This window comes from Rhizobium mulingense (assembly GCF_029194105.1).
In the GTDB taxonomy this organism is placed as follows: Bacteria; Pseudomonadota; Alphaproteobacteria; order Rhizobiales; family Rhizobiaceae; genus Rhizobium; species Rhizobium mulingense.
Genome location: NZ_JARFVE010000023.1, coordinates 1 through 18,822 on the forward strand (window position 1 = coordinate 1; position 18,822 = coordinate 18,822).

The 18,822-nt window shown below is 56.8% G+C and carries 16 protein-coding genes and 4 pseudogenes; 5 read left to right on the forward strand and 15 right to left on the reverse strand.

Annotated elements, in window-relative coordinates:
- Positions 1–107: 107 nt before the first annotated feature.
- The 3 genes and pseudogenes from PYR71_RS29295 to PYR71_RS29305 form a co-directional block, all read right to left on the reverse strand.
- Positions 108–308: pseudogene (locus PYR71_RS29295) on the reverse strand (IS630 family transposase); the annotation flags it as partial.
- Positions 295–1,224 carry a polyprenyl synthetase family protein gene (locus PYR71_RS29300; protein WP_040111853.1) on the reverse strand — a complete coding sequence of 310 codons (930 nt, stop codon included), beginning with the start codon at positions 1,222–1,224 and terminating at the stop codon, positions 295–297. The gene PYR71_RS29300 and the pseudogene PYR71_RS29295, both read right to left, overlap by 14 nt.
- Before the next feature lie 832 nt (positions 1,225–2,056).
- Positions 2,057–2,204: pseudogene (locus PYR71_RS29305) on the reverse strand (IS5/IS1182 family transposase); the annotation flags it as partial.
- Between the two features lie 584 nt (positions 2,205–2,788).
- On the opposite strand from PYR71_RS29305, the gene PYR71_RS29310 reads away from it, so the two are divergent.
- From PYR71_RS29310 to hisC, 5 genes and pseudogenes are all read left to right on the forward strand, one after another.
- A complete protein-coding gene (locus tag PYR71_RS29310; RefSeq protein ID WP_040111852.1) occupies positions 2,789–3,292 on the forward strand; it encodes a helix-turn-helix transcriptional regulator in 504 nt (167 codons plus the stop codon).
- A gap of 903 nt (positions 3,293–4,195) precedes the next feature.
- On the forward strand, positions 4,196–4,702 hold the full coding sequence (locus PYR71_RS29315; protein WP_040111851.1) for a helix-turn-helix domain-containing protein: 507 nt from the start codon (positions 4,196–4,198) through the stop codon (positions 4,700–4,702).
- A 529-nt stretch (positions 4,703–5,231) separates the two neighbouring features.
- A pseudogene (locus PYR71_RS29320) lies at positions 5,232–5,360 on the forward strand (adenylyl-sulfate kinase); the annotation flags it as partial.
- A gap of 9 nt (positions 5,361–5,369) precedes the next feature.
- Positions 5,370–6,035: pseudogene (gene cysC / locus PYR71_RS29325) on the forward strand (adenylyl-sulfate kinase); the annotation flags it as partial.
- Positions 6,036–6,137: 102 nt separating this feature from the next.
- The gene (gene hisC / locus PYR71_RS29330; RefSeq protein WP_077991684.1) at positions 6,138–7,241 is read left to right on the forward strand and encodes a histidinol-phosphate transaminase; all 1,104 of its coding nucleotides are present in this window, start codon (positions 6,138–6,140) and stop codon (positions 7,239–7,241) included.
- A 444-nt stretch (positions 7,242–7,685) separates the two neighbouring features.
- On the opposite strand, the gene PYR71_RS29335 is transcribed toward hisC, so the two are convergent.
- The 12 genes from PYR71_RS29335 to nifS form a co-directional block, all read right to left on the reverse strand.
- Positions 7,686–8,624: an SIR2 family NAD-dependent protein deacylase gene (locus tag PYR71_RS29335; RefSeq protein ID WP_012489553.1), complete on the reverse strand. Its 939-nt coding sequence runs from the start codon at positions 8,622–8,624 to the stop codon at positions 7,686–7,688.
- A gap of 30 nt (positions 8,625–8,654) precedes the next feature.
- Positions 8,655–8,867, reverse strand: coding sequence for a putative nitrogen fixation protein NifT (nifT, locus tag PYR71_RS29340; protein WP_004678514.1), 213 nt, complete (start codon positions 8,865–8,867; stop codon positions 8,655–8,657).
- A gap of 4 nt (positions 8,868–8,871) precedes the next feature.
- On the reverse strand, positions 8,872–9,189 hold the full coding sequence (locus PYR71_RS29345; RefSeq protein ID WP_012489552.1) for a nitrogen fixation protein NifZ: 318 nt from the start codon (positions 9,187–9,189) through the stop codon (positions 8,872–8,874).
- 64 nt (positions 9,190–9,253) lie between these two features.
- The gene (locus PYR71_RS29350; protein WP_012489551.1) at positions 9,254–9,460 is read right to left on the reverse strand and encodes a 4Fe-4S binding protein; all 207 of its coding nucleotides are present in this window, start codon (positions 9,458–9,460) and stop codon (positions 9,254–9,256) included.
- Between the two features lie 34 nt (positions 9,461–9,494).
- Complete coding sequence (nifB, locus tag PYR71_RS29355; protein WP_011053432.1) at positions 9,495–10,973, reverse strand: nitrogenase cofactor biosynthesis protein NifB; 1,479 nt, start codon at positions 10,971–10,973, stop codon at positions 9,495–9,497.
- Positions 10,974–11,186: 213 nt separating this feature from the next.
- On the reverse strand, positions 11,187–12,878 hold the full coding sequence (gene nifA, locus PYR71_RS29360; RefSeq protein ID WP_077991685.1) for a nif-specific transcriptional activator NifA: 1,692 nt from the start codon (positions 12,876–12,878) through the stop codon (positions 11,187–11,189).
- Between the two features lie 219 nt (positions 12,879–13,097).
- Positions 13,098–13,397: a ferredoxin family protein gene (locus PYR71_RS29365; RefSeq protein WP_004678523.1), complete on the reverse strand. Its 300-nt coding sequence runs from the start codon at positions 13,395–13,397 to the stop codon at positions 13,098–13,100.
- 12 nt (positions 13,398–13,409) lie between these two features.
- Positions 13,410–14,717, reverse strand: coding sequence for an FAD-binding protein (locus tag PYR71_RS29370; RefSeq protein ID WP_040111843.1), 1,308 nt, complete (start codon positions 14,715–14,717; stop codon positions 13,410–13,412).
- Positions 14,718–14,726: 9 nt separating this feature from the next.
- Positions 14,727–15,836, reverse strand: coding sequence for an electron transfer flavoprotein subunit alpha/FixB family protein (locus PYR71_RS29375; RefSeq protein WP_040111842.1), 1,110 nt, complete (start codon positions 15,834–15,836; stop codon positions 14,727–14,729).
- A gap of 15 nt (positions 15,837–15,851) precedes the next feature.
- Positions 15,852–16,703 carry an electron transfer flavoprotein subunit beta/FixA family protein gene (locus PYR71_RS29380; protein ID WP_040111841.1) on the reverse strand — a complete coding sequence of 284 codons (852 nt, stop codon included), beginning with the start codon at positions 16,701–16,703 and terminating at the stop codon, positions 15,852–15,854.
- Positions 16,704–16,878: 175 nt separating this feature from the next.
- Positions 16,879–17,262 carry a nitrogenase stabilizing/protective protein NifW gene (gene nifW / locus PYR71_RS29385; RefSeq protein WP_077991686.1) on the reverse strand — a complete coding sequence of 128 codons (384 nt, stop codon included), beginning with the start codon at positions 17,260–17,262 and terminating at the stop codon, positions 16,879–16,881.
- Positions 17,263–17,601: 339 nt separating this feature from the next.
- Entirely contained in the window at positions 17,602–18,798 is a 1,197-nt protein-coding gene (gene nifS / locus PYR71_RS29390; RefSeq protein ID WP_077991688.1) for a cysteine desulfurase NifS, read from the reverse strand.
- Positions 18,799–18,822: the final 24 nt, after the last annotated feature.

An 18,822-nucleotide genomic window follows, 5' to 3' on the forward strand; every position in this document is an offset into this window, starting at 1 on the left:
GAGACCCGCTCCTGAAAGCCGATCCCGGAGGGCCATCCTCCATCATTCACGCAGCTTCACGTTACGGGGTTAGCTCATACTGAACTCCTTCCGTGCCTCTGCAGCACACTTTCATCGATGAAGACCAGCCGGCTTGGATCGAGGCCAGCCTGCCAGGATCGCCAGCGCTGTCGCCGTCGCGCGACGTCAACTCGCGCCTGCTCAAGGGCGAACAGTGTTTTTTTGAACCGTAGCCCCTCGCGCCGCAGAAACTGCCATACGGTGTCGTGGGATATGCGTCCCGTAACTCGGTGCTCATAAAGGTGCGCAATCCAGCGCCGCCTGTTGAATCAGACCGGCTTTTCCCGGTCCCGCCACGCCTTTGCAAAGTGAATGATTTAGCCAGTCAACGAAGGACCGTTTGTGAGGGCTGGCAGGAATGGTGTCACCTATCTGTTCGAGGTACGCGTAAAATCTGGCGGCTGCGCTGTCCAATCCTTGGCCGCGAACGATACTGGGTCGATTCAGCTGCGTGTCCACGGCAGGCAATTTGCCAAGCACTTCTACGCGGCCGACTGTATCTGCGATGTCGTCGGCAATCTGATACGCATGCCCGAGCAATTCCCCCACCTTAGACCACGGAGCCGGATCAGCACCACTTACCAGGGCACCGCACGTGGCCGCCGCGACAAAGAGGGAGCCGGTCTTGTAATGGTGATAGCGGTCGATAGCGACGTGCGTCATTGCCTCCATCGACTGTCCGGCGATCAGTCCGTGACTGGGGCCGACCGCCTCCGCAACCACCTCGATCATGCGCCCGCCCAACTCAGGTGTTAGTGCAGCCTGCAAGCTGAGGTATTTGAAAGCCATCACGATCAAGGCATCGCCGGCCAAAACGGCGATAGGCTCTCCGAAAAGCCGGTGCACCGTCGGTCTGCCGCGACGTAGCGCGGCGTTATCGAAGCAAGGCAAGTCGTCATGCACCAACGAGGCACAGTGCAGCAATTCAATTGCTGCCGCGGCTCTTGTCGCCAGCTCAGGATGTTTTTCGCCGCACACATAGGAGACTTTCAAGCAGAGCTTGGGGCGCATCCGGGAGCCACCTGGAAACACTGCCGCGTCCAGCGCTCCACGCAAGTGAGCCGGCGCAGCCGGACTTAGAGCAGTATCCATGGCAGCTCGCAGCGCCTGCTCGATGAGCTTGTCGCTATCGCCAACCACGTCGGCTTGGTGATTCGAAGTCATATCGCATCTCCACTTTTGAGACGAAAACGAAAATTGGGCGTAGTCCAACCGGTGCCAAACGAAAGGCAAATTTCGCTGTGTCTCTTCAGGTTCTAGGCACCGTTAAATTTAGCGGATGCGGCCGCCAACATGCGGCACCGGCGTCACCAACGAAACCGCGTGCCAGTGGGAGCCTTAACTCGGCAAGGCGATCTCCCACTGGAATCCCTTGAAGCAGTCTCATTCGCGGCGACATGACATCTGGACGAATTCGGTTATTTCGATCGCGCGCGAAGAACATTGGCTCCGGCGGCGCTGTCGGCCAGAATGGCATCGCTCTCAACGTCTTGATCCAAAGCTGAAGAGGCTCCCGCGCTGAGCAGTGGCTGGTGACAAAGCTCTTTGGATCGGCTGCACGCCGCCGCGCGTGATGATCGCTGACGAGCTCCGTCGTACGGTACGACATGGGCGAAGATGGGCCTTACATCTAAAGGTGTTGGTCATCGTCGATAGTAACCACTGGAGCTTGGACCGGAACCATTGCCGGCAGAGATCTGGGCTCTTACAAGCAATTGGTGTGCCACCAGAGCATTGTTAGTGAATGTTCCAATGGCGACAGAAGGCGCCTTCCGGTGCTCACCGTGTGTCGGGAGTCTCGGATTGTGCCACTCCGCCTAGTATGTGAACACCGTCAACCTTGCGAGCGATCCGTCCGAAGGCCGACCCAGCATTGGGAGTGAATTGGGTCGAGCTCACAATGCACGTCGGCGCTTGCATCATGCCAGCCTGTCAATGTGCGCGATCGCACACGACTGTCAGCTTTGCGTCAATTACGATCGAACCGATGCTTTTGACGTTTCACGAGGTTACGCTGCCGATAGACCCAGCGTGAGAAGACGACTGAGCCCTTCCTGTTGTTCTTCGTCGCGATGTTGCCGAGCCTTACACTCGACCGGCTTGGCGAGGATTTCGGCGCTGCCGTAGCCCTTGTCGGCCGGCAGGAAACCGTTTCGAGAAGTCGGTCCCCGACCGCCTTTTGCTAGCGGACTAAAAGGTCGGAGCAGGTGGATCTATACAGCGCTTTCTTTCGAAGCCCTGGTTGAAGGAGGCGGAATTTTCAGAGAGCATCGAACCTACACGCTAGCGGGAGCGGTAACCGATATGGGTTCTTGGCTGAGTGATTTCCAGCACGGCGGAGCTTTCCCAGCTAGCCAAATGGGATATCGTGGGACGGGGAAACGGATCGGTTTTCGAGGATTATTTCTTATCGTCCTCAACGAAGACGGCTTAGAAGATGTTGAGCATTGAATGTGAATTTTCGCTCAAATTCGACGCAACCTAGATGATTCAGTGGCGGGTGCGACCATAGCCGCCTCATCTTTCATGGAACTGGGCGACCGGTCTAGCGAGCCTGTTTTGCATGCATTCATGAAGCAATTTGGCTAAACCCTCAAATATTTGCTATAACGCAAAAAATGCCCAAAATGGGTATTTAAAACGGTTGTAGTGTGGCGATGACACGTGGTTCAAATCGGTTCAGGTTGGCTCAAGCCTACAACGAGTGGCAGGAAAACAGGGACGTGCGGTGACGGAAGATCTAGCAAGCTACAGAAGTTCGAGAGGCCTCGTCAGCACCGCCGATCCGGAGGTTGACAAGGCGATCTATCGAAAGCCGGGCTTCGGCGGCGAAATTACATCCCTGGGTCACATGGAGGAACTGATCAGCGCGTTCCTGAAAAAGACACGCCAAGCGCAGGGCCTGTCTCGCGCGGACGTTGCTCCAATGCTTGGTCTGTCCATCCCTGTATACGGACGCTACGAGCGGGCATTTTCCAAAATGACTGTTACTCGGATGATCCATCTGTGTGAGATTCTTGGCTTCATGCCTATCGATATGATCTTTGAAGCTGCGCCACATCTTTGGGGCCGCACATCGGAGGAGGCCGAGGATTGTCTCACACTGGCGAGGATTCTCAGGAGACTTCCGACCGGCACGACGCGCGACCTAATTCGGCTCCTGCAGCGAATGATCCCCGATGACGACGAGAGCGACAGAGGTATCAGTGATGTAGCGGAGACCGTGAAGTGATCTGGGTTTGTCTATGACGCCCCTGACCAGTAGCAGTGTTGGTGATAGCCGGGTATCGCAGCCGACGCGCTGTCGTCGGTGTGCAGACACCCGCAATCTCACAACTTAGTTTTTCACTCGTTTTCCGTCTGATCAACAATACGCGGCGATTGCGCAATATTCGATCGTTGGTTGGCGTCGATCTCGCTCGATGCTCGAGCGATTTGTCGGCGAGCGACGCCAAGTCTATTTGCATGCGCTTTGCTTCGACAGTAGGGTCTGTCATCAACTCCCTCATTGGGTTCTCCTGTGTGGGTATTCGAGCTGCCGGCGCGCATGCTTTGATTTCAAATTGCCAAATCTAAGCCCGTCCTCTCCGCGCCTCTGTTCCATCGCGCCGATCCTTTTTGCCATTCGGCTCGGAAATAGCCATTCGACATCACGATCAGGTTCCGCGAAAACGGGGGCGAGTCGCTGAGACTGGAAACGCTGTTCATGGCTGTCGCCGTTCAGAGGTACTATGAGGGCATCGCCTAGAGCAGCCAACACGCGCAGCCTTGATTGGTTTGCCGTGAACCGAGAGTCTCCGCGTGCAGGACAAAAGGCCACCATGCCCGCACACGACGTCCCTAGTGCTAGACGAGGAAATGCAGTGACCGTTATCACCAAAATCACTGAAGGCATTCAGTGCCAATTTGGCGCAAGTGGATAATCCTTGCGTGAAGCGATTTCGGTGTGAGCTATATCTATGTACTTGCGATCAATGATATATTTTGGTAAACGATAGCTATCGGGTGAGGTTCGCCTGGACCAAAATGCGCCAAATGAGATCGAAATCGAAACATTGGTGGTTTCAAGCACATCACTTTCCGTATAAAGTGCTCTGGCGCATTTACCTCAGTCGGAGCAATGTCAGGACCATCATTGAAGCAATGGATTAATGAACTCGGTTTGCAACAAGTCGATGATCCAGGCATAGACAAGCCGGTCTATCGAAAACCTTTTGACGGACGGATTGCACTTAGCGCCGAACTCGAAAACTTGATCAGCATCAGCCTTCGCGAAGCCCGCGATAAGCGAAAACTACCGCGCTCGAAACTGGCGCCCTTGCTTGGCATCACTAAGCAGGTCTACGGCCGGTACGAAAATGGAGTATCCCGCTTGACCGTGAGCCGACTGATTCATCTGTGTGAGGTTTTGGATGCCACTCCGGAAGAGATTATCGCCCCGGCGGCACCTTATCTTTGGGGCGAAACTGAAACCAAAGCGGTTCTGCTGCTGGCTACTATCGTGAAGTTGCGGACTTTCGATGAAGAGATCTTGCAAGATATTTTCAGCTTACTAAGCCGCATAGACGAGACCGGTAGCGATAGCGGCGATCGTGCCGTGAAAGTCGCGTCTACCAGCGCCACTGCAGACGATCGCAAATAGGACGTAGATCGCTAGCGTCAATAAACAGAACGTGCGTCCCTGATGAAGTTCTATCAGAAACCGCGACCAACGCTCGCGCCGTTGCAGGTTGCCGAAGCAAGCTTTGCGCAGGCGGTTAGGACTAGCAAGCGGCCGTTCATCGCCAAAGCACTCCGGGACATAGGTGGGTAAACGGGGGGCGCAGTTGGGTCAACTGGTCCAACTCATCCCTGCTTTCGGCCGCTGGAGGGGACGCGCGGTCGTCTTTACGCGGCAAGTGCCAGGGAGGTCACATCAAAGTCTAAGAAACCCGTATATTCAACATACAAAGCATCGATAATTCCATTCATGCAATCCATTTTACCAATCTCCCGTGATGATGCATTAGGAATGATCTCAGACGCGAGTGACGGCGAAACATTTGACGATCCGGACTGGCTATAGCGCGAACCCGAGCAACGGCGCCGACATGCAGCGGGGTGGCCGCTGCTTCGATCGCACAATGCGTGCTTCAAAAACAGCAGCAGGAAATACCAAAGGAGGTCTTTGCATGCGTTCTGAGGTGCGGTGGAAGCTGTGCTGGGAAAACGAGCTGAAACTCATCGACCATGTCGATTCTCCCGAGTTCTTTCGCAAAGCCTATGGGCCGACCGGGGTCTTCAATTTCAGTGGCAGCCAAAGCTGGGCAAGGCGCGCCGACAACGCGCATTGGCAGGCGACCGGCGCTGACAAGGGCGCGCGCGGCGATGAAGAGTCAGCGGCCAGCCGTCCTTTAGTTCACTGGACTTTCCGGCTCCGGCAAGTCGCCAATGCGCTCGACCGGCTGCTGCATGCCCACGGGAAGCACACCTACATCCTCGACGGCGACAACGTGCGCCACGGGCTCAATCGCGACCTGGGCTTCAATCAATCCGATCGCGTCGAGAACATCCGCCGCGTGCCGAGGTCACCAAGCTGATGGCCGATGCTGGGCTGATCTTCCTCGTATCCTTCATCTCGCGTTCCGCGGCGAACGCCGGATGACTCGCGAACTGATGGAGGAGGGGGAGCTTATCGAAATCTTCGGCGACACGCCGCTCGAGGAATGCGCGCGACGCGGTCCGAAGAGGAAGGCGCTTGCCGGCAAGATCGCCAATTCCACCCGAGTTTCCTCGCCGTACGAGATCCTGGGAGCCCTGAGTTACATCTCGAAACGGTTGGCCACGACCCTGCGGAGTTGGCGTTTGAGATCGAACAGTTCCTCGAAAGGCGAATGGAGCAAGTACGCATGAGTGTGAGAGTGGGGAGGCTTGACCATTGGCGGCTTGAGGCGGCCGCGGCGGTCCCTGGCCTATTAACTACGCGGCGACCGTAGCAGCCCGCAGGCGGCCGCGCCAACGTCCGATGCGATGTTGGCTTCAACAGGAGACAGCCGATCACGCGCTCACGACTCGGCTTACTGAAACGGAGAAAAGATATGGCTGATGCAAAGCTGCAAGCCGTGCTTTCGGCTCTTTCGCCGATGGCGAGACAGCTAAATGCGCTACCCTCCAATCAACCGGGGCGAGATGCGAACTTCGTTAGACTAAACACGAATGAGAATCCGTTTCCGTTGCCGATGATGGTGTTGCAAAGTGCGCTGGCGGCCCTCGAACGGCATTATCTGTATCCCGAAGATGACAATCTGAGCTTGCGCGACGCAGCCGCCAGCGCGTATGGCCTCTCCCAGGATCAGGTGGTCGCCGGGAACGGCTCGTCGGAGCTGCTTGGGCTCATCTACAGAGCATTCCTCGACCCGGGAGATAGCGTTGCGATGATATCGCCAGGTTTTTCCTTTAACCGCAAACTGGCCAAGTTGCAGGGTGCCAGATTTCTCGAAATCGAATGGGGCGAGTCTTATTCTCTGCCAATCGAGCAGCTGCTTCTTGGTCCAGCAAAAGATGCAAAATTCATACTGCTGGCCAATCCGAACAATCCAACGGGAACATTCGTTCCGGTGGCTGAAATCGACCGCCTCGTCGCGCAATCGGACCAGTTGATAGTGGTGGATGAAGCGTATGTCGACTTTGCACCCGATGATGCCCTGCGCCTAGTCGATCGTCATCCAAACCTTCTAGTATTGAGAACACTTTCGAAAGGCTTTGCAGCCGCGGGAATTCGCGTCGGTTTCGGCTTTGGTCATCCCGAACTTATTGGGAGGCTACGCAACCTGCAAAATGTCTTTAACATGAACGTGATCGGCCATGCGGTGGGCATTAGTATCCTTTCGCACCGCGCCGACTACGACGAGAACCACAGATATATTAAACATGAAAGACACAGAACGACCACTGCCTTGTCTCAATTGGGCTTTTCTGTCATTCCCTCCCACACAAACTTTTTGCTAGCTCGGGTGCCACCCGGACGAGATGGCAAATGGTGGCAAGCGTCTTTGGATAGGCAGAACATACTTGTAGCCGTCTTTCCCGATGCCGGTTTGGAAAATTTTATCCGCGTCAGCATCGGCACCAGAACCCAAATGGACGCGTTCCTTTCAGCCGCCAGGGACATCATTTCTGGAAGTATGAAGACGCAGAGCTAGGCGGTTAGAATTATTGGCCACACTGCTTGTCACTTGGAAACACCAAGTATCGAAGTCCATATTGTGGGATAAAGATCACAAATAAGCGCAAGACCGTAAAGCGTGTGCCGTCTCGATCCCGTTGATTACGCGTGTTATTGGCGCACGAGTGGAGCACCCGGTGGCCGATGCGAGGCTTATTTCTGGCGATTCGGCCGCGGCTCTGCCGCTGTATTGGGAATGGTTTAGGTTTCTTCATAATCGGTCCTTCGCATTGACATTGAGCGAACAGTAATCTGCGGTCGTCGCCGATCTTCCGTCGATCACCTGCGACAGAACCTCGATCCGCTAAAGATCACGCTCGCTCATCGCCATTGATCCCACCCGCAATCCCCTACGCCAGCAAACGTGGGCAGTATGGCATTCGAACTTGGCAGAAACAGAACTTTTTCAATCTGCGGCACTCTAGCCGCTACAGAGATTCGAAGCGGGAGCCGTGCGGCCATGGTCACCATCCGCCTTGCTACCAAATGGTACAAGCAGAGCCGCGGCTTCGCCGATCGGCAGGTCGACCACCGTGATTCCGCTTGCTGCAAGGAAACGGCGCTCGTTTTTGGTAAGGCCTTCCGCATCAAGTACTGCAAAGTGGGGGCCGTGAGAGCGCTTGATGATCTGTCGAGCGTAGATCCGGAGCATCTGATCGTTGAAGCGGCAGCCAATGAAAAGAAAACCGCGATCTATACGCCGTTCTTTCACCATTCCAGGTATTGGCGTCTGGATATCGATTTCGGTTAGGACTTCCACGTAATCGGAATCGGACACCAGAAAGTTCGAAGCTGGTATAACACTGCCGTACGGCGCATAGAGGACCGTCTTTGGCGCTGCGACGCATTCGACGTCTCTCCCGGACAGATCGTAAGTTTTTGTCCAAATGTCGCCGCCGCCGTTTGCACGCGTGACGCCCTGAATCTCGACGACATCCGTTCGACCGGTCTTCGCGAAAGCCGCACGCATTGTCCCGTCGTACCAACCGTCGACGATAAGGGAGAGCGGCAGCGTTGCGAGCCAGTCGTGGAGGGCGGTCGGCGCCACGGGTGCTCCAAATATTTCTGCCATCCAGGCCTGAAGCGTCCGGCGATGCCGTCGCTGTTCAATAAACTGCGCGACTGACCACATATTGCTGCGTATCCTGGAAGGGGCAGGTGTGCGTTCGTTGAGTGCCGCGGAGACGGCTTCCGGGGTGTCCGGTACAGGTGGTTCCGTGGATTGCAGCCGAAGGAGATCCGGACCGAGATAGGGAACGATCCGATCCGCAGCGAGCGCTTCCTGAAGCAGCCTAAGTCTTTCTTCGGCGTCACCGTTGCGAATGATCAGGAGACGGTCCGAGGTCAAAATTTTATTCATGCTGTTTTCTCTTACCTCTCGTTTGCAGCATCAGTCCTCGTCAGGAATCTTCCTTGCGTGGACGGTGATCGGCAGAGGCGTATCCCGCGATAGCTTGGGCAAGACGAGTCTCCAGCCGTTCCTGAGAGTGATCGTGCCGCCCCACATGTCATCAGCCTCGACATCTACGATCGGCTCTTCGAGATCTTTCTTTGGTACGTAAGCCGACAAGCCGGCGCTCGTTCTGCGAATCATTATCTTCATGTCGCTATTCCTTCGTTGGGGGCCCCGCGATTTCAGCAGCGCCGCAAGCAGCGGCGTTGTCTAGACTCGTCAGTTCACGGGCACGCATGCCGACGATAGTGCCACGTTCGACCCATTCGACGGCATAGATGTAAAACTGCTGGAGAAAGGTGCCGATGTCGCGCACATAGCCTTCGTCGCCCTTCCGCACCAAACTTTCCCCAATTTTTTTGCCAGCATAGGTGCCGTCATTCTTTACGTGAAGTCTGGCCCGCACCCGCTCGCCGGGTGTAAATCGTGGAGGCCTGTGGATTTCGACCTCCTGTTCACGTCCAAGGCCCATGGGCATTCCTCCTTGCAGGATATCATTGAAGGCTTCTCCGCAGGAGCCCCGACCATGCTGAAGGTCAAATCGCAGGTGCGGCGAGGACGCAGGTCTTCGGCACGGGGCAAACCTCCGCGCATTGCTGCGTTTCGAAGGTACCCTTGCATTCGGTGCATTTTTCCGGGTCGATAACGTAGATCTCACCTTTGAACCTGATCGCACCGGAGGGGCATTCGAACTCGCAGGCACCGCACTGGGTGCATTGGGACGCTATGATCCTGAAGGCCATTTTTAAACTCCTGAAGATGTTGGATTAAGAGCGCTCACGCCGTCGCCGCTTGTGGTTCGACGCCAAACTTGGCGGCGTAGAGGGTGCCGATGGCGGTCTCGATGTAGTCATAGCAATAAGCATCCGTTGCCCGAACCCCGGCCTCCATGAGCTTAGTCTTAGGGCACTCCCCGATCTTGGCGCATAGCACGACGTCAATACCGACCAGCGCAGTTATGATGCCGTCGAGGGTGGCTTCCTCGCCCCTGCCTCCGAGGCAATACTGTTCGATCTTGCGATGCCCGACGTAGGTGATGCCTCTCGACGAAGCTTCGTATACTTGGAACTCCTTCGCATGGCCGAAGTGCTCGTTGATGCGACCGCCACCCTTTGTCGCGACCGCGACGTGGAGGGACCCATCGCCGGCTGCTTTGACTGTCTCGATTGCCTCGCTCTTGGCGGTCGCGTGATCGCCGCGTTCGCGGGCGATCACTTCCCGATAGGCCTCGCGCTTACGGGCGTCATAGGTGATCTCTCCGGGAAGCTGGTCGAGTGCGAACTCCTGGCCCCGATCATCCCCAAGCAGGCCGACGGCATCGGCCCTACACTGCCGGCAATGGCGCATTAGCTTTGCGCCGCCTTCGAGACGATCCTGGAGCGCCTTCAATTCGAGCGCCCGCGGGCCGCGCTGTCCGGTCAAGCCGTAGTAGGTGCCATGGGCCGGATCGGAAATAAGCGGCATGACGTTGTGCAGGAACGCCCCCCGCTCCTTGACCCATTTATTTACCTCGACCAGGTGTTCGTCGTTGACACCAGGAATCATCACCGAATTGACTTTGGTGATGATGCCGCACGCGGTCAGCATCTCCAGGCCCACCATTTGCCGCTCGTGCAGAATTCTCGCAGCTTCGATGCCGGTGTAACGACGGTTGCGGTAAAAGATCCAGGGATAGATCTTTGCGCCGATTTCAGGGTCAACCATGTTGATCGTAATTGTCACGTGATCGACATTCATGTCGACAAGTTCGGCGACGTGATCCGGCAGCGCAAGCCCGTTGGTGGAGATGCACAGCTTGATGTCGTGGATCTCCCCCGCAACTCGTTCGAACGTTTCCTTTGTCTTCTTCCAGTCGTAACAGGCATCGCCCGGTCCGGCGACACCCAGCACGGAAAGCTGCGGCACTTCGTTGGCGACGGCAATGACCTTGCGCAGCGCCTGGTCTGGCGTCAACTTTTCCGAGACGACCCCAGGGCGGCTTTCGTTGGCGCAGTCATATTTACGATTGCAATAGTTGCACTGGATATTGCAGGCTGGTGCGACCGCGACATGCATGCGCGCGAAATAATGGTGAGCCTCTTCTGAATAGCAGGGGTGGTTTTTGATCTTCGCCCAGATAGCCTGGTCCACGTCGGCCGGTTTTGTGGACACGCCACATGACGAGGATGTGCAGCCACTCGGTTTCGCGGTCGCCAGCAATTGATCCAAGGATGTCGTGCTGGTCGCACTTTCAAGCGAAATCATCGGTGCGGACATTGAGTGCTCCGTTGCTAGTTGACGTCGCCTTTCAAAACGCAAAAGTCATGCCATCCCAAGGACGGGATTTGCTTCAACAATTTGCATTTGTTGTTCGATTCCGACCGTGTTCGGACACAGATTTGTCGAGCTTCCGACAGTCGACAAAAGAGTTGTCCGTAAGCCACCAAACCAGGCATTGGAAATCGAGAAGGTCCAACATCACCCAGGCGCTTAAAGCTTTTTCACCTCGACGCGATGCTGGCGTAGAGCATAGCCGACCTGACGAGGCGTAAGGCCGAGAATACGAGCCGCTTTGGCCTGAACCCACCCGGCTTTTTCCATCGCCTCGATCAGCCGGTCCCGTTGCGTGAGGCGCGACTCCATTGCTGGACAACCGGAACCGTTCGGATCACAAGCCTTGACGGAAGATACCTCGTCCGACGCACCGATGCTCCCGTCCGACCGCGGCGATGAAGTCGGCATCACATTGCTCCGGGCATGCCTATCGACGGTGATGCCGCCGGGCGACCCGTCGGTTCTTTTCCAGAGGAGCGACGAAAGGCACTGGCTGTTCTTGCAGGCAAAATCAGACGAAACGATCGAGCTTGAACGCGCAAGGGTGGCAGTCCTTCGCACGCAGTTTTCGAGTTCCCGGACGTTACCTGGGAAATAGCATTGCGACATCACCTCGATCGCCGACGACGAAAACGTCAGCTCGCGTTGGTTCTCCTTGTTGAATCGGTCAAGAAGAGCTTTCGCAAGGCGTGGAATATCGCCGGGTCGCTCTCGAAGCGGCGGCAGGACAATTGGAACTACGCTGATGCGGTAATACAGGTCGGCCCTGAATTCGGCGTTTGCAACAGCCATCTCGAGGTTCTTATTCGTGGCGCATATGAGCCGGACGTCGACCGCAAGCGTCTTAGTTCCGCCCACCCTCTCCAGTTCGCCTTCCTGTAGGACGCGCAGCAGTTTGGCTTGAAAGGCGGGCGAAATCTCGCCAATCTCGTCAAGCAGAAGCGTTCCGCCATTTGCCAGTTCGAAGCGTCCGGCGCGCTGCGCGATGGCCCCGGTGAAAGCCCCCTTTTCATGCCCAAACAGCTCCGATTCCAGGACGCCTTCAGGCAGCGCGGCGCAGTTCAATTTGACGAACGGCTTGTTTCGACGAGGGGAAAGTTCATGGATCGCCTGTGCAAAAAATTCCTTGCCGGTGCCGCTTTCGCCCCGCAGAAGCACGGTGGAATTCGTCCTCGCCACCACCGAGACGGTTTCAACCACCTGCTGGAGAGCCGGGCTATCCCCGACAATCCCGCCGATTTTGGCGGGTGGATGTCGGTCCGGCGCGCCCCTTTGCGCGATGATCGGCTTCTCCGGTCTCTCTTGTTCGCCGATAGGTCGCCGACCCTCCAGGTTCAGGAAACGATGAAGCCGGATCGTCCGACTGACCAAATTGGCGACCATGGTCAGAAAGCGAACGTCCTCGTCGGCAGGGAAGGGGGCGGCGTCGTTCCTGACGCGATCGATCGATATTGTGCCAAGTATTTTATTATCGGCTTTTACCGGAACGCCAATAAAAGAAATTGGGACGGTGCCGCTGCTCCAAGGCGGTTGCGGCTCAGCCTGAAATAATTCGGACTTGCTGACATCCTTTATGATGAAGGGCATACCGGTCGTCGCGATATGGTCGATTACGGCCTTCGGTATAACGCCTCGAGCGGCTGATTGAGAGGATGTGGGGATGTCGCCAGTTGCGGCAATCTCGGGCTGACCTTCAGCGTCCAGAACAACGATTGCTCCGTGTCGAATTTGCAGAAAGGAAGAGAGGACGTTCACGACGTTGGCAAGCGTGATCTCTAGCCGGGCGGGGGCAGTCAGTACCTTTGATATCTCGTAGATTCCGCTGCGCTGCGTGCCCGCCTGGCGCATAGGTCCAGCAGGTAGGGCAGATAGGGGTTCCACTCCATCGACCGGTCGGGCGGGCATGTGGGTCATTATATGGCCTTGGTTGTCTAACGTTTCTTATAACCCCTGCTTGCATGTATATATAGTAATTTCTAATGCCCATCCGCAACGCGCACCTCTGCAAGTTTCCGATGCGCCTGTCTGCAAACCCAAGTTGGTTCTAAATCGTGGAGTTGCAAACCTTTATCCGAACTTGAAGAGAACGCCGAAACCGCCTCTCGGATAGTTCCACTCGATATCTCCACTTGCCTCGCAGAGTACGCGGCACGTGCCGCACTCCATGCACCCGTCGGCGATAACCTCCACTTGGCCCTGGTCATTCAATTCGTAGCACTTGGCCGGACAGACACTTGTGAGGGCATACAGATTTACGCTTGGCCAATCGTGTGGACGCACCCTAATATGCGGGCGTCCGGCATCGACCACATATCGATTTTGGTAAAGCTTGTCCTCTACGCGTATGTTCGTCACTGCAACCGTCATCTCATCTCTCCTTTATCGCCACGCGCGCGCCAAGCGGACCGCATCACCAAACAGCCCCCAGCGCGAGCGTGCCTTGATGAAGGTGGCCGTGGTCGCCCGTTCCTTGTCGATCTTCGGGGTGCCGTCGACTCGCACAAAGTTCTGTGCGGCCTGCGACAGCAACCTTGGATAAGTCGTGAAGAAATTGCGGGAATTGGTGTGCAGCAGGGCAGGCATGTCCTTGTATTTCCTCAAGTCTTTGATAACGAAGGACTTTTCAAGCATCGACTTGTAAAGGGAGAGGTTCTCCTTGACCATCGGCTTTTTGCGATTCTTGATCTGGACGATTGCTTCGCCGGCGATCCGCCCCGACGTCATGGCGAGGTTGGACCCCTCGCGGTGCACCGCATTATTAAGTTGTGCCGCGTCGCCGACGACGACCCAGCCGTCACCAAAAAGCTGCGGAATTGCCTTGTAACCACCTTCTGGAATGAGATGCGCCGCATATTCCTTGACTTCCGCTCCTGCGATCAGCGGCTTGACCGACGGATGGCTTTTGAATTTTTCGAGCAGCTCATAAGGACTTTCCATTGTTGCCGCGAATTCGGAGACAAGGCAGCCAATGCCGATCGAGATCGATTCTTTGTTGGTGTAGAGGAAGGCAAGCCCGGCCATGTTGCGAGAGATCGTGCCAACTGCCTCGATGACGCAGCCTTCATTGGCCTTGAGGCCGAACCGCTGGTCAATTACCTCTTCGGCCAGGAAATGCATTTCCTTGACGGCGAGCGCGACAGTTTCCGGTTTTGGCGTGTCACGCAATCCAGCACGCGTGCCGAGCAGCCCATTGACGCCCTCTGCGAGAACGACCACGTCAGCAAGAATCACGTCGCCGGCGCGGTCGGTGCGAACGCCAATCACCTTGCCCTTTGGATCACGAACGAGTTCCGTCACGGTCGTCTCGCATAGAAGCGTCGCTCCGGCCTCGCGCACCTTGCGTGAAAACCATTTGTCGAATTGGGCGCGAATGACCGTGTAGCGATTGTGTCTCGACTCGTTGAAGTCGTCCGACCGGTATTGCATACCGATGTGGGACGAGTCGTCCATCATCCAGAAGCGCTGCTCGACTAAGTGCCGCTCCAGAGGCGCATCATCCCGGAAGTCCGGCAGGATTTTCTCCAGCATGTCCGCGTACATGATGGCGCCCTGCACATTCTTGGAGCCCGGATACTCGCCACGCTCCAACTGCAGCACCTTCATGCCGCGGCTCGACATCGTGTAAGCAGCTGCGTTTCCGGCCATGCCGGCCCCGATAACTATGGCGTCGAAGTTTTCCTCAGTCATGGGGCGCCCTCAGTTTGCAAGCTTATCGCGACTGTGCGGCGACAGTCGATGGGTGAAGAGTTCCGTCAATGACGGCAGTAAACGGATCGCATCGGTGACGACGCCGAGGTGGGCGAAATCAAAAATCGGCGCGTTAGGATCGGTGTTAATGGCTAAAATAAGATCAGCTCCCTCGACGCCAACGCGATGCTGGATGGCGCCGGAAATGCCAGCCGCTATGTAAAGCTTCGGCCGGATAGTTTTGCCAGTTTGGCCGATCTGCCGATCAGCAGGCATCCAGCCCTTTTGGACGAGGGGGCGCGAACAGCCATAATCGGCCCCGATCGTCCGCGCGAGTTTCTTCATAAGCTTCACGTTCTCCACCGCCCCGAGACCGAGGCCTCCAGCAACCACGACGTCCGCATAGGCGAGATTCGCCGTCGCCGACTGGCCATCGGACAAGAAACCGAGGACCTTAGTGACGATCTCTTCCTCGATCATCGACACTTTGTGTTGAATGACGCGTCCGATCTTATTATTCCCGCGCGGCGGCATGGCCATGACCCTCGGCCGGACCGTTGCCATCTGCGGCCGGCAGTTGAGCGTGTAGATCGTGCAAAGCAAGGAGCCGCCGAAAGTCGGCCGGGTCGCCGCAAGCGAGCCGTCCGCATCCACATCAAGTTCGGTGCAATCCGCCGTGAGCCCTGTCAACAAGGTCGTCGCCACGGAACCGGCAAGGTCGCGCCCGAGCGTCGTTGCCCCTAAAAGAAGGATTTCCGGTTTGTAGTTAGTAACCAGATCCGTCAATGCTTTGGTGAAAGGCTCATTTCGGTAGTCGGCGAGCAGTGGGGCCTCGACGAGGTAGGCCAGGTCGGCACCATAAGCAAAAGCCTCGGCGATGGCAAACCACGTGGCCTCTCCCGGTGGTCCGAGAACGACGCCGGCAAGCTGGACGCCCAGCTTGTCGGCGAGCTTGCGGCCTTCGCCGAGCAGCTCGAAGGAGACGGGATGGACCTGATCGCGCTCCAGCTCGATGAAGACCCAAACGTGCCGATGGTCCTTAAACTGAAGGGGCAGCTCTTTCTTCATGGCGGCACGGCCAGCGGCTGGAGGAGGGCTCTCTCGATTCGTGCTCAACATCGTCGCTCCTTGCCTTCACGCTTCGCCGTCAAAGGCGAGTTCGCTTTCGAGCGCCGGCTGGCGCAAAAAGATCCCAGCGATCAACTCCTCGGCGAGATCGCGCGGCGTTTTTTCCGCGGTGTCGATCTGCTCCGCCTTTTCCGCCCGCTCAGGAGGGGCAAAGACCCTCTTAACGACGGTTGGCGAGCCACGCAGGCCGCACTTGGTGAGGTCCTCTATGCCAGCGTCGGCCGCATTCCACTTCACGATCTGGCTGCGCGCGGCCCGTAGCGCGTCGTCGAGCGAGCCGCGGCGGATTTCGTTTGTGCCTTCGAGCATTGTAATTAGACAAGGGAGCTTGCTCATCAGCGTCTGCGTGCCCCCTTCCGAGCGGCGCTCCACCGTAATCTCGCGCCCATTGATGTCGACAGAGACGATTTTGGCAACATAGGTGAGCTGCAGGAGGTCGAGGCGCTTGGCGATGCCAGGCCCAACCTGGGCGGTATCGCCGTCGATGGTCTGTTTGCCCGTAAAGACGATATCGGGCGTACCGAAGGCCTCTCCGATCTTCGCGATGGCTCGCGAAAGAGCAAACGAGGTCGCCAGAGTGTCGGAGCCGGCAAAATGACGGTCGGTCAAGAGTACGGCGCGGTCGGCGCCGTAGGTGAGCGCCTTGCGCAACGCGTCCTCTGCCATGGGCGGCCCCATGGTGAGCACGGTCACCTCGCCGCCATGGCGGTCGCGCAACTGGAGCGCCTCTTCAAGGGCGAACAGATCATAGGGGTTGATGATGGTTGGCACCCCCTGACGCATGATTGTGTTCGTCACCGGATGCACTCTTATTTGTGCAGAGTCCGGTACCTGTTTGATACAGATAACTATGTGCATGGCGGTTTCTTACTCCCTCCCTCTATGGGTGGCGGGCTTGCAGTACATATGCTTGCGTGCATCATTCGTGCCAACCGTTTGGCGTTCGCTATCTCATTGAAATGGCTTTGATTCCGACGTTGCTAGCATTTGACTGAATTGTAAGCTTCCCTACATTGTCGTGTCGCAACCGTGCTCATTCCTTTTCGAACGGCTTCAGGAAGGAGTCCAACGGGACAACGGTGCGGCCGGGTGTGACAGGTCTGTCCGGATTGTGGTCCTTGAGCACCTTGAAGACCCGGTGCGAGAGCGGCGCGGAGGTCGCGAAATCACAGTAGGCCCTTTCCAGTATGGCACGGGCACGAGCAGCGATTACCCGGTCAGGGAGATGGGAGAAGTCCTCTGCCGCGAGGTATTGGCCCATACGCTTCATGATATGGAGTCGCGAGACATCGAGAACCTTCGGGTCATAGGGGACCCCTAGGGCTGCGAAGAACTCCTCCGCAGCCGAGAGACATTTCAGCCGATTGAGGATGTCTTTGACATCGACGGGACTGCTGTCAGCGGAGCAACGGCACATAAGATTCCCCCTGGTCGTGAGCGGTGATCGCGAGACCGTTCTCCCGTAGCTTAAGCTGCAACGTACGGAATGCGTGGTTCGACGCGGCTAGGCGCAAGGCAGTCGCGTTGCAACTGAAGTCGGCATAGGCTGGTGGTCGAGTGCTATCCACCGATGGTGTCGAGAGATTGATTAAGATGATATGGCGCTGGGCCCCCTCCATGAACACGCATGGGCGGTGAACCGGCGATCTATGTGACTGAGAGCCCCGGCTTTTACCTGATCGTTCATACGATGCCGGTGCCGTCATGCAGGTCGTATCGGTGAAAAGGAATTGCCGTTTCATGAGCGTGCCTGCTCCTACTCCCCTGAACGAACCCGGCTGCTCGTGTCGGCCACGTGGCCGGAACGGGATTGGCTCCGGAGCCTTTCAACGATGCCCGGTAAAACTTCGAGCACCCGGTCGACATCCTCGTCACAGTTATCGCGCGAGAACGAGAAGCGGATTGTTCCGTGCGCCATAGCATGAGGGATATCCATTGCCCTCAAGACATGGCTCGGCTCCAGCGAACCGGAGGAGCAAGCAGAGCCGGAAGAGCAGGCGATGCCATAGCGGTTGAGAAGAAGGAGCATACTGTCTCCTTCGAGACGTTGAAAGGCGATGTTCGCAGTGTTCGGCAACCTCTTAAGCCTATCGCCGGTTACGAAGGCGCCTGGAACACGCTGGACAATGCCGTTCTCCAATCGATCTCGGAGCGACTTTAATCGGGTCCTCTCGTCGTCTATTGATTCCAGGGCGAGTTCGGCAGCCTTGCCTAAACCTACAATCCCGGCCGTATTTTCTGTCCCTGCGCGTCGGTCGCGCTCCTGATGACCTCCCTTGATCAGTGAGGAGAAAGATAAGCCCCGCCTGAGATAGAGTGCACCAATGCCTTTTGGTCCATGGAATTTGTGTCCGGACAACGAAAGCATGTCGATTGCAGTAGGTTGGAGGTCCATTGGAACCTTGCCGACCGCCTGGACCGCGTCGGTGTGGAAAAGTGCACCGATTCTCTTGGCCATCTCGGCAAGCTTAGCGACCGGGAAAATGGTTCCCGTCTCGTTGTTCGCCCACATGATCGAAGCAATCGCTACACGATGAGTGAGGGCGGTCTCATAGGCGTCAAGATCGAGACGTCCATGTCGATCCACTGGGATCCTGTGTACCTTAATGCCGCGCGTCTTCTCCAGATGGCCGCAGAGTGTCAGCACCGCTGAATGCTCGACTGCGGAAGTCACGATCTCTGTGCGCTCAGGCATCACCTCCAGCGCCGAAAGGATCGCCGCATTGTCGCTTTCCGTCCCCCCCGAGGTGAACACGATCTCATGATCGAACTCGGCGCCGATCAGCGCTTGCAATTGCCGGCGCGCCTTCCTCACCGCCTCGCGGATGGAGGAGCCAAAAGCGTGCGTCGACGAAGGGTTTCCAAACTGATCCGCAAAGAACGGCAGCATGGCTTCAACCACTTCAGGATCGACTCTGGTCGTTGCATTATTGTCGAGATAGATCGCTCTCATGGGTGGATCTCGACTGAGGGGAAG

Coding starts and splice junctions, on each gene's coding strand:
- PYR71_RS29300 (WP_040111853.1), bottom strand. CDS start 1,224: ATGACTTCGAATCACCAAGCCGACGTGGTTGGCGATAGCGACAAGCTC.
- hisC (WP_077991684.1), top strand. CDS start 6,138: ATGGCTGATGCAAAGCTGCAAGCCGTGCTTTCGGCTCTTTCGCCGATG.
- PYR71_RS29335 (WP_012489553.1), bottom strand. CDS start 8,624: ATGAATAAAATTTTGACCTCGGACCGTCTCCTGATCATTCGCAACGGT.
- nifT (WP_004678514.1), bottom strand. CDS start 8,867: ATGAAGATAATGATTCGCAGAACGAGCGCCGGCTTGTCGGCTTACGTA.
- PYR71_RS29345 (WP_012489552.1), bottom strand. CDS start 9,189: ATGGGCCTTGGACGTGAACAGGAGGTCGAAATCCACAGGCCTCCACGA.
- PYR71_RS29350 (WP_012489551.1), bottom strand. CDS start 9,460: ATGGCCTTCAGGATCATAGCGTCCCAATGCACCCAGTGCGGTGCCTGC.
- nifB (WP_011053432.1), bottom strand. CDS start 10,973: ATGTCCGCACCGATGATTTCGCTTGAAAGTGCGACCAGCACGACATCC.
- nifA (WP_077991685.1), bottom strand. CDS start 12,878: ATGCGCCAGGCGGGCACGCAGCGCAGCGGAATCTACGAGATATCAAAG.
- PYR71_RS29365 (WP_004678523.1), bottom strand. CDS start 13,397: ATGACGGTTGCAGTGACGAACATACGCGTAGAGGACAAGCTTTACCAA.
- PYR71_RS29370 (WP_040111843.1), bottom strand. CDS start 14,717: ATGACTGAGGAAAACTTCGACGCCATAGTTATCGGGGCCGGCATGGCC.
- PYR71_RS29375 (WP_040111842.1), bottom strand. CDS start 15,836: ATGTTGAGCACGAATCGAGAGAGCCCTCCTCCAGCCGCTGGCCGTGCC.
- PYR71_RS29380 (WP_040111841.1), bottom strand. CDS start 16,703: ATGCACATAGTTATCTGTATCAAACAGGTACCGGACTCTGCACAAATA.
- nifW (WP_077991686.1), bottom strand. CDS start 17,262: ATGTGCCGTTGCTCCGCTGACAGCAGTCCCGTCGATGTCAAAGACATC.
- nifS (WP_077991688.1), bottom strand. CDS start 18,798: ATGAGAGCGATCTATCTCGACAATAATGCAACGACCAGAGTCGATCCT.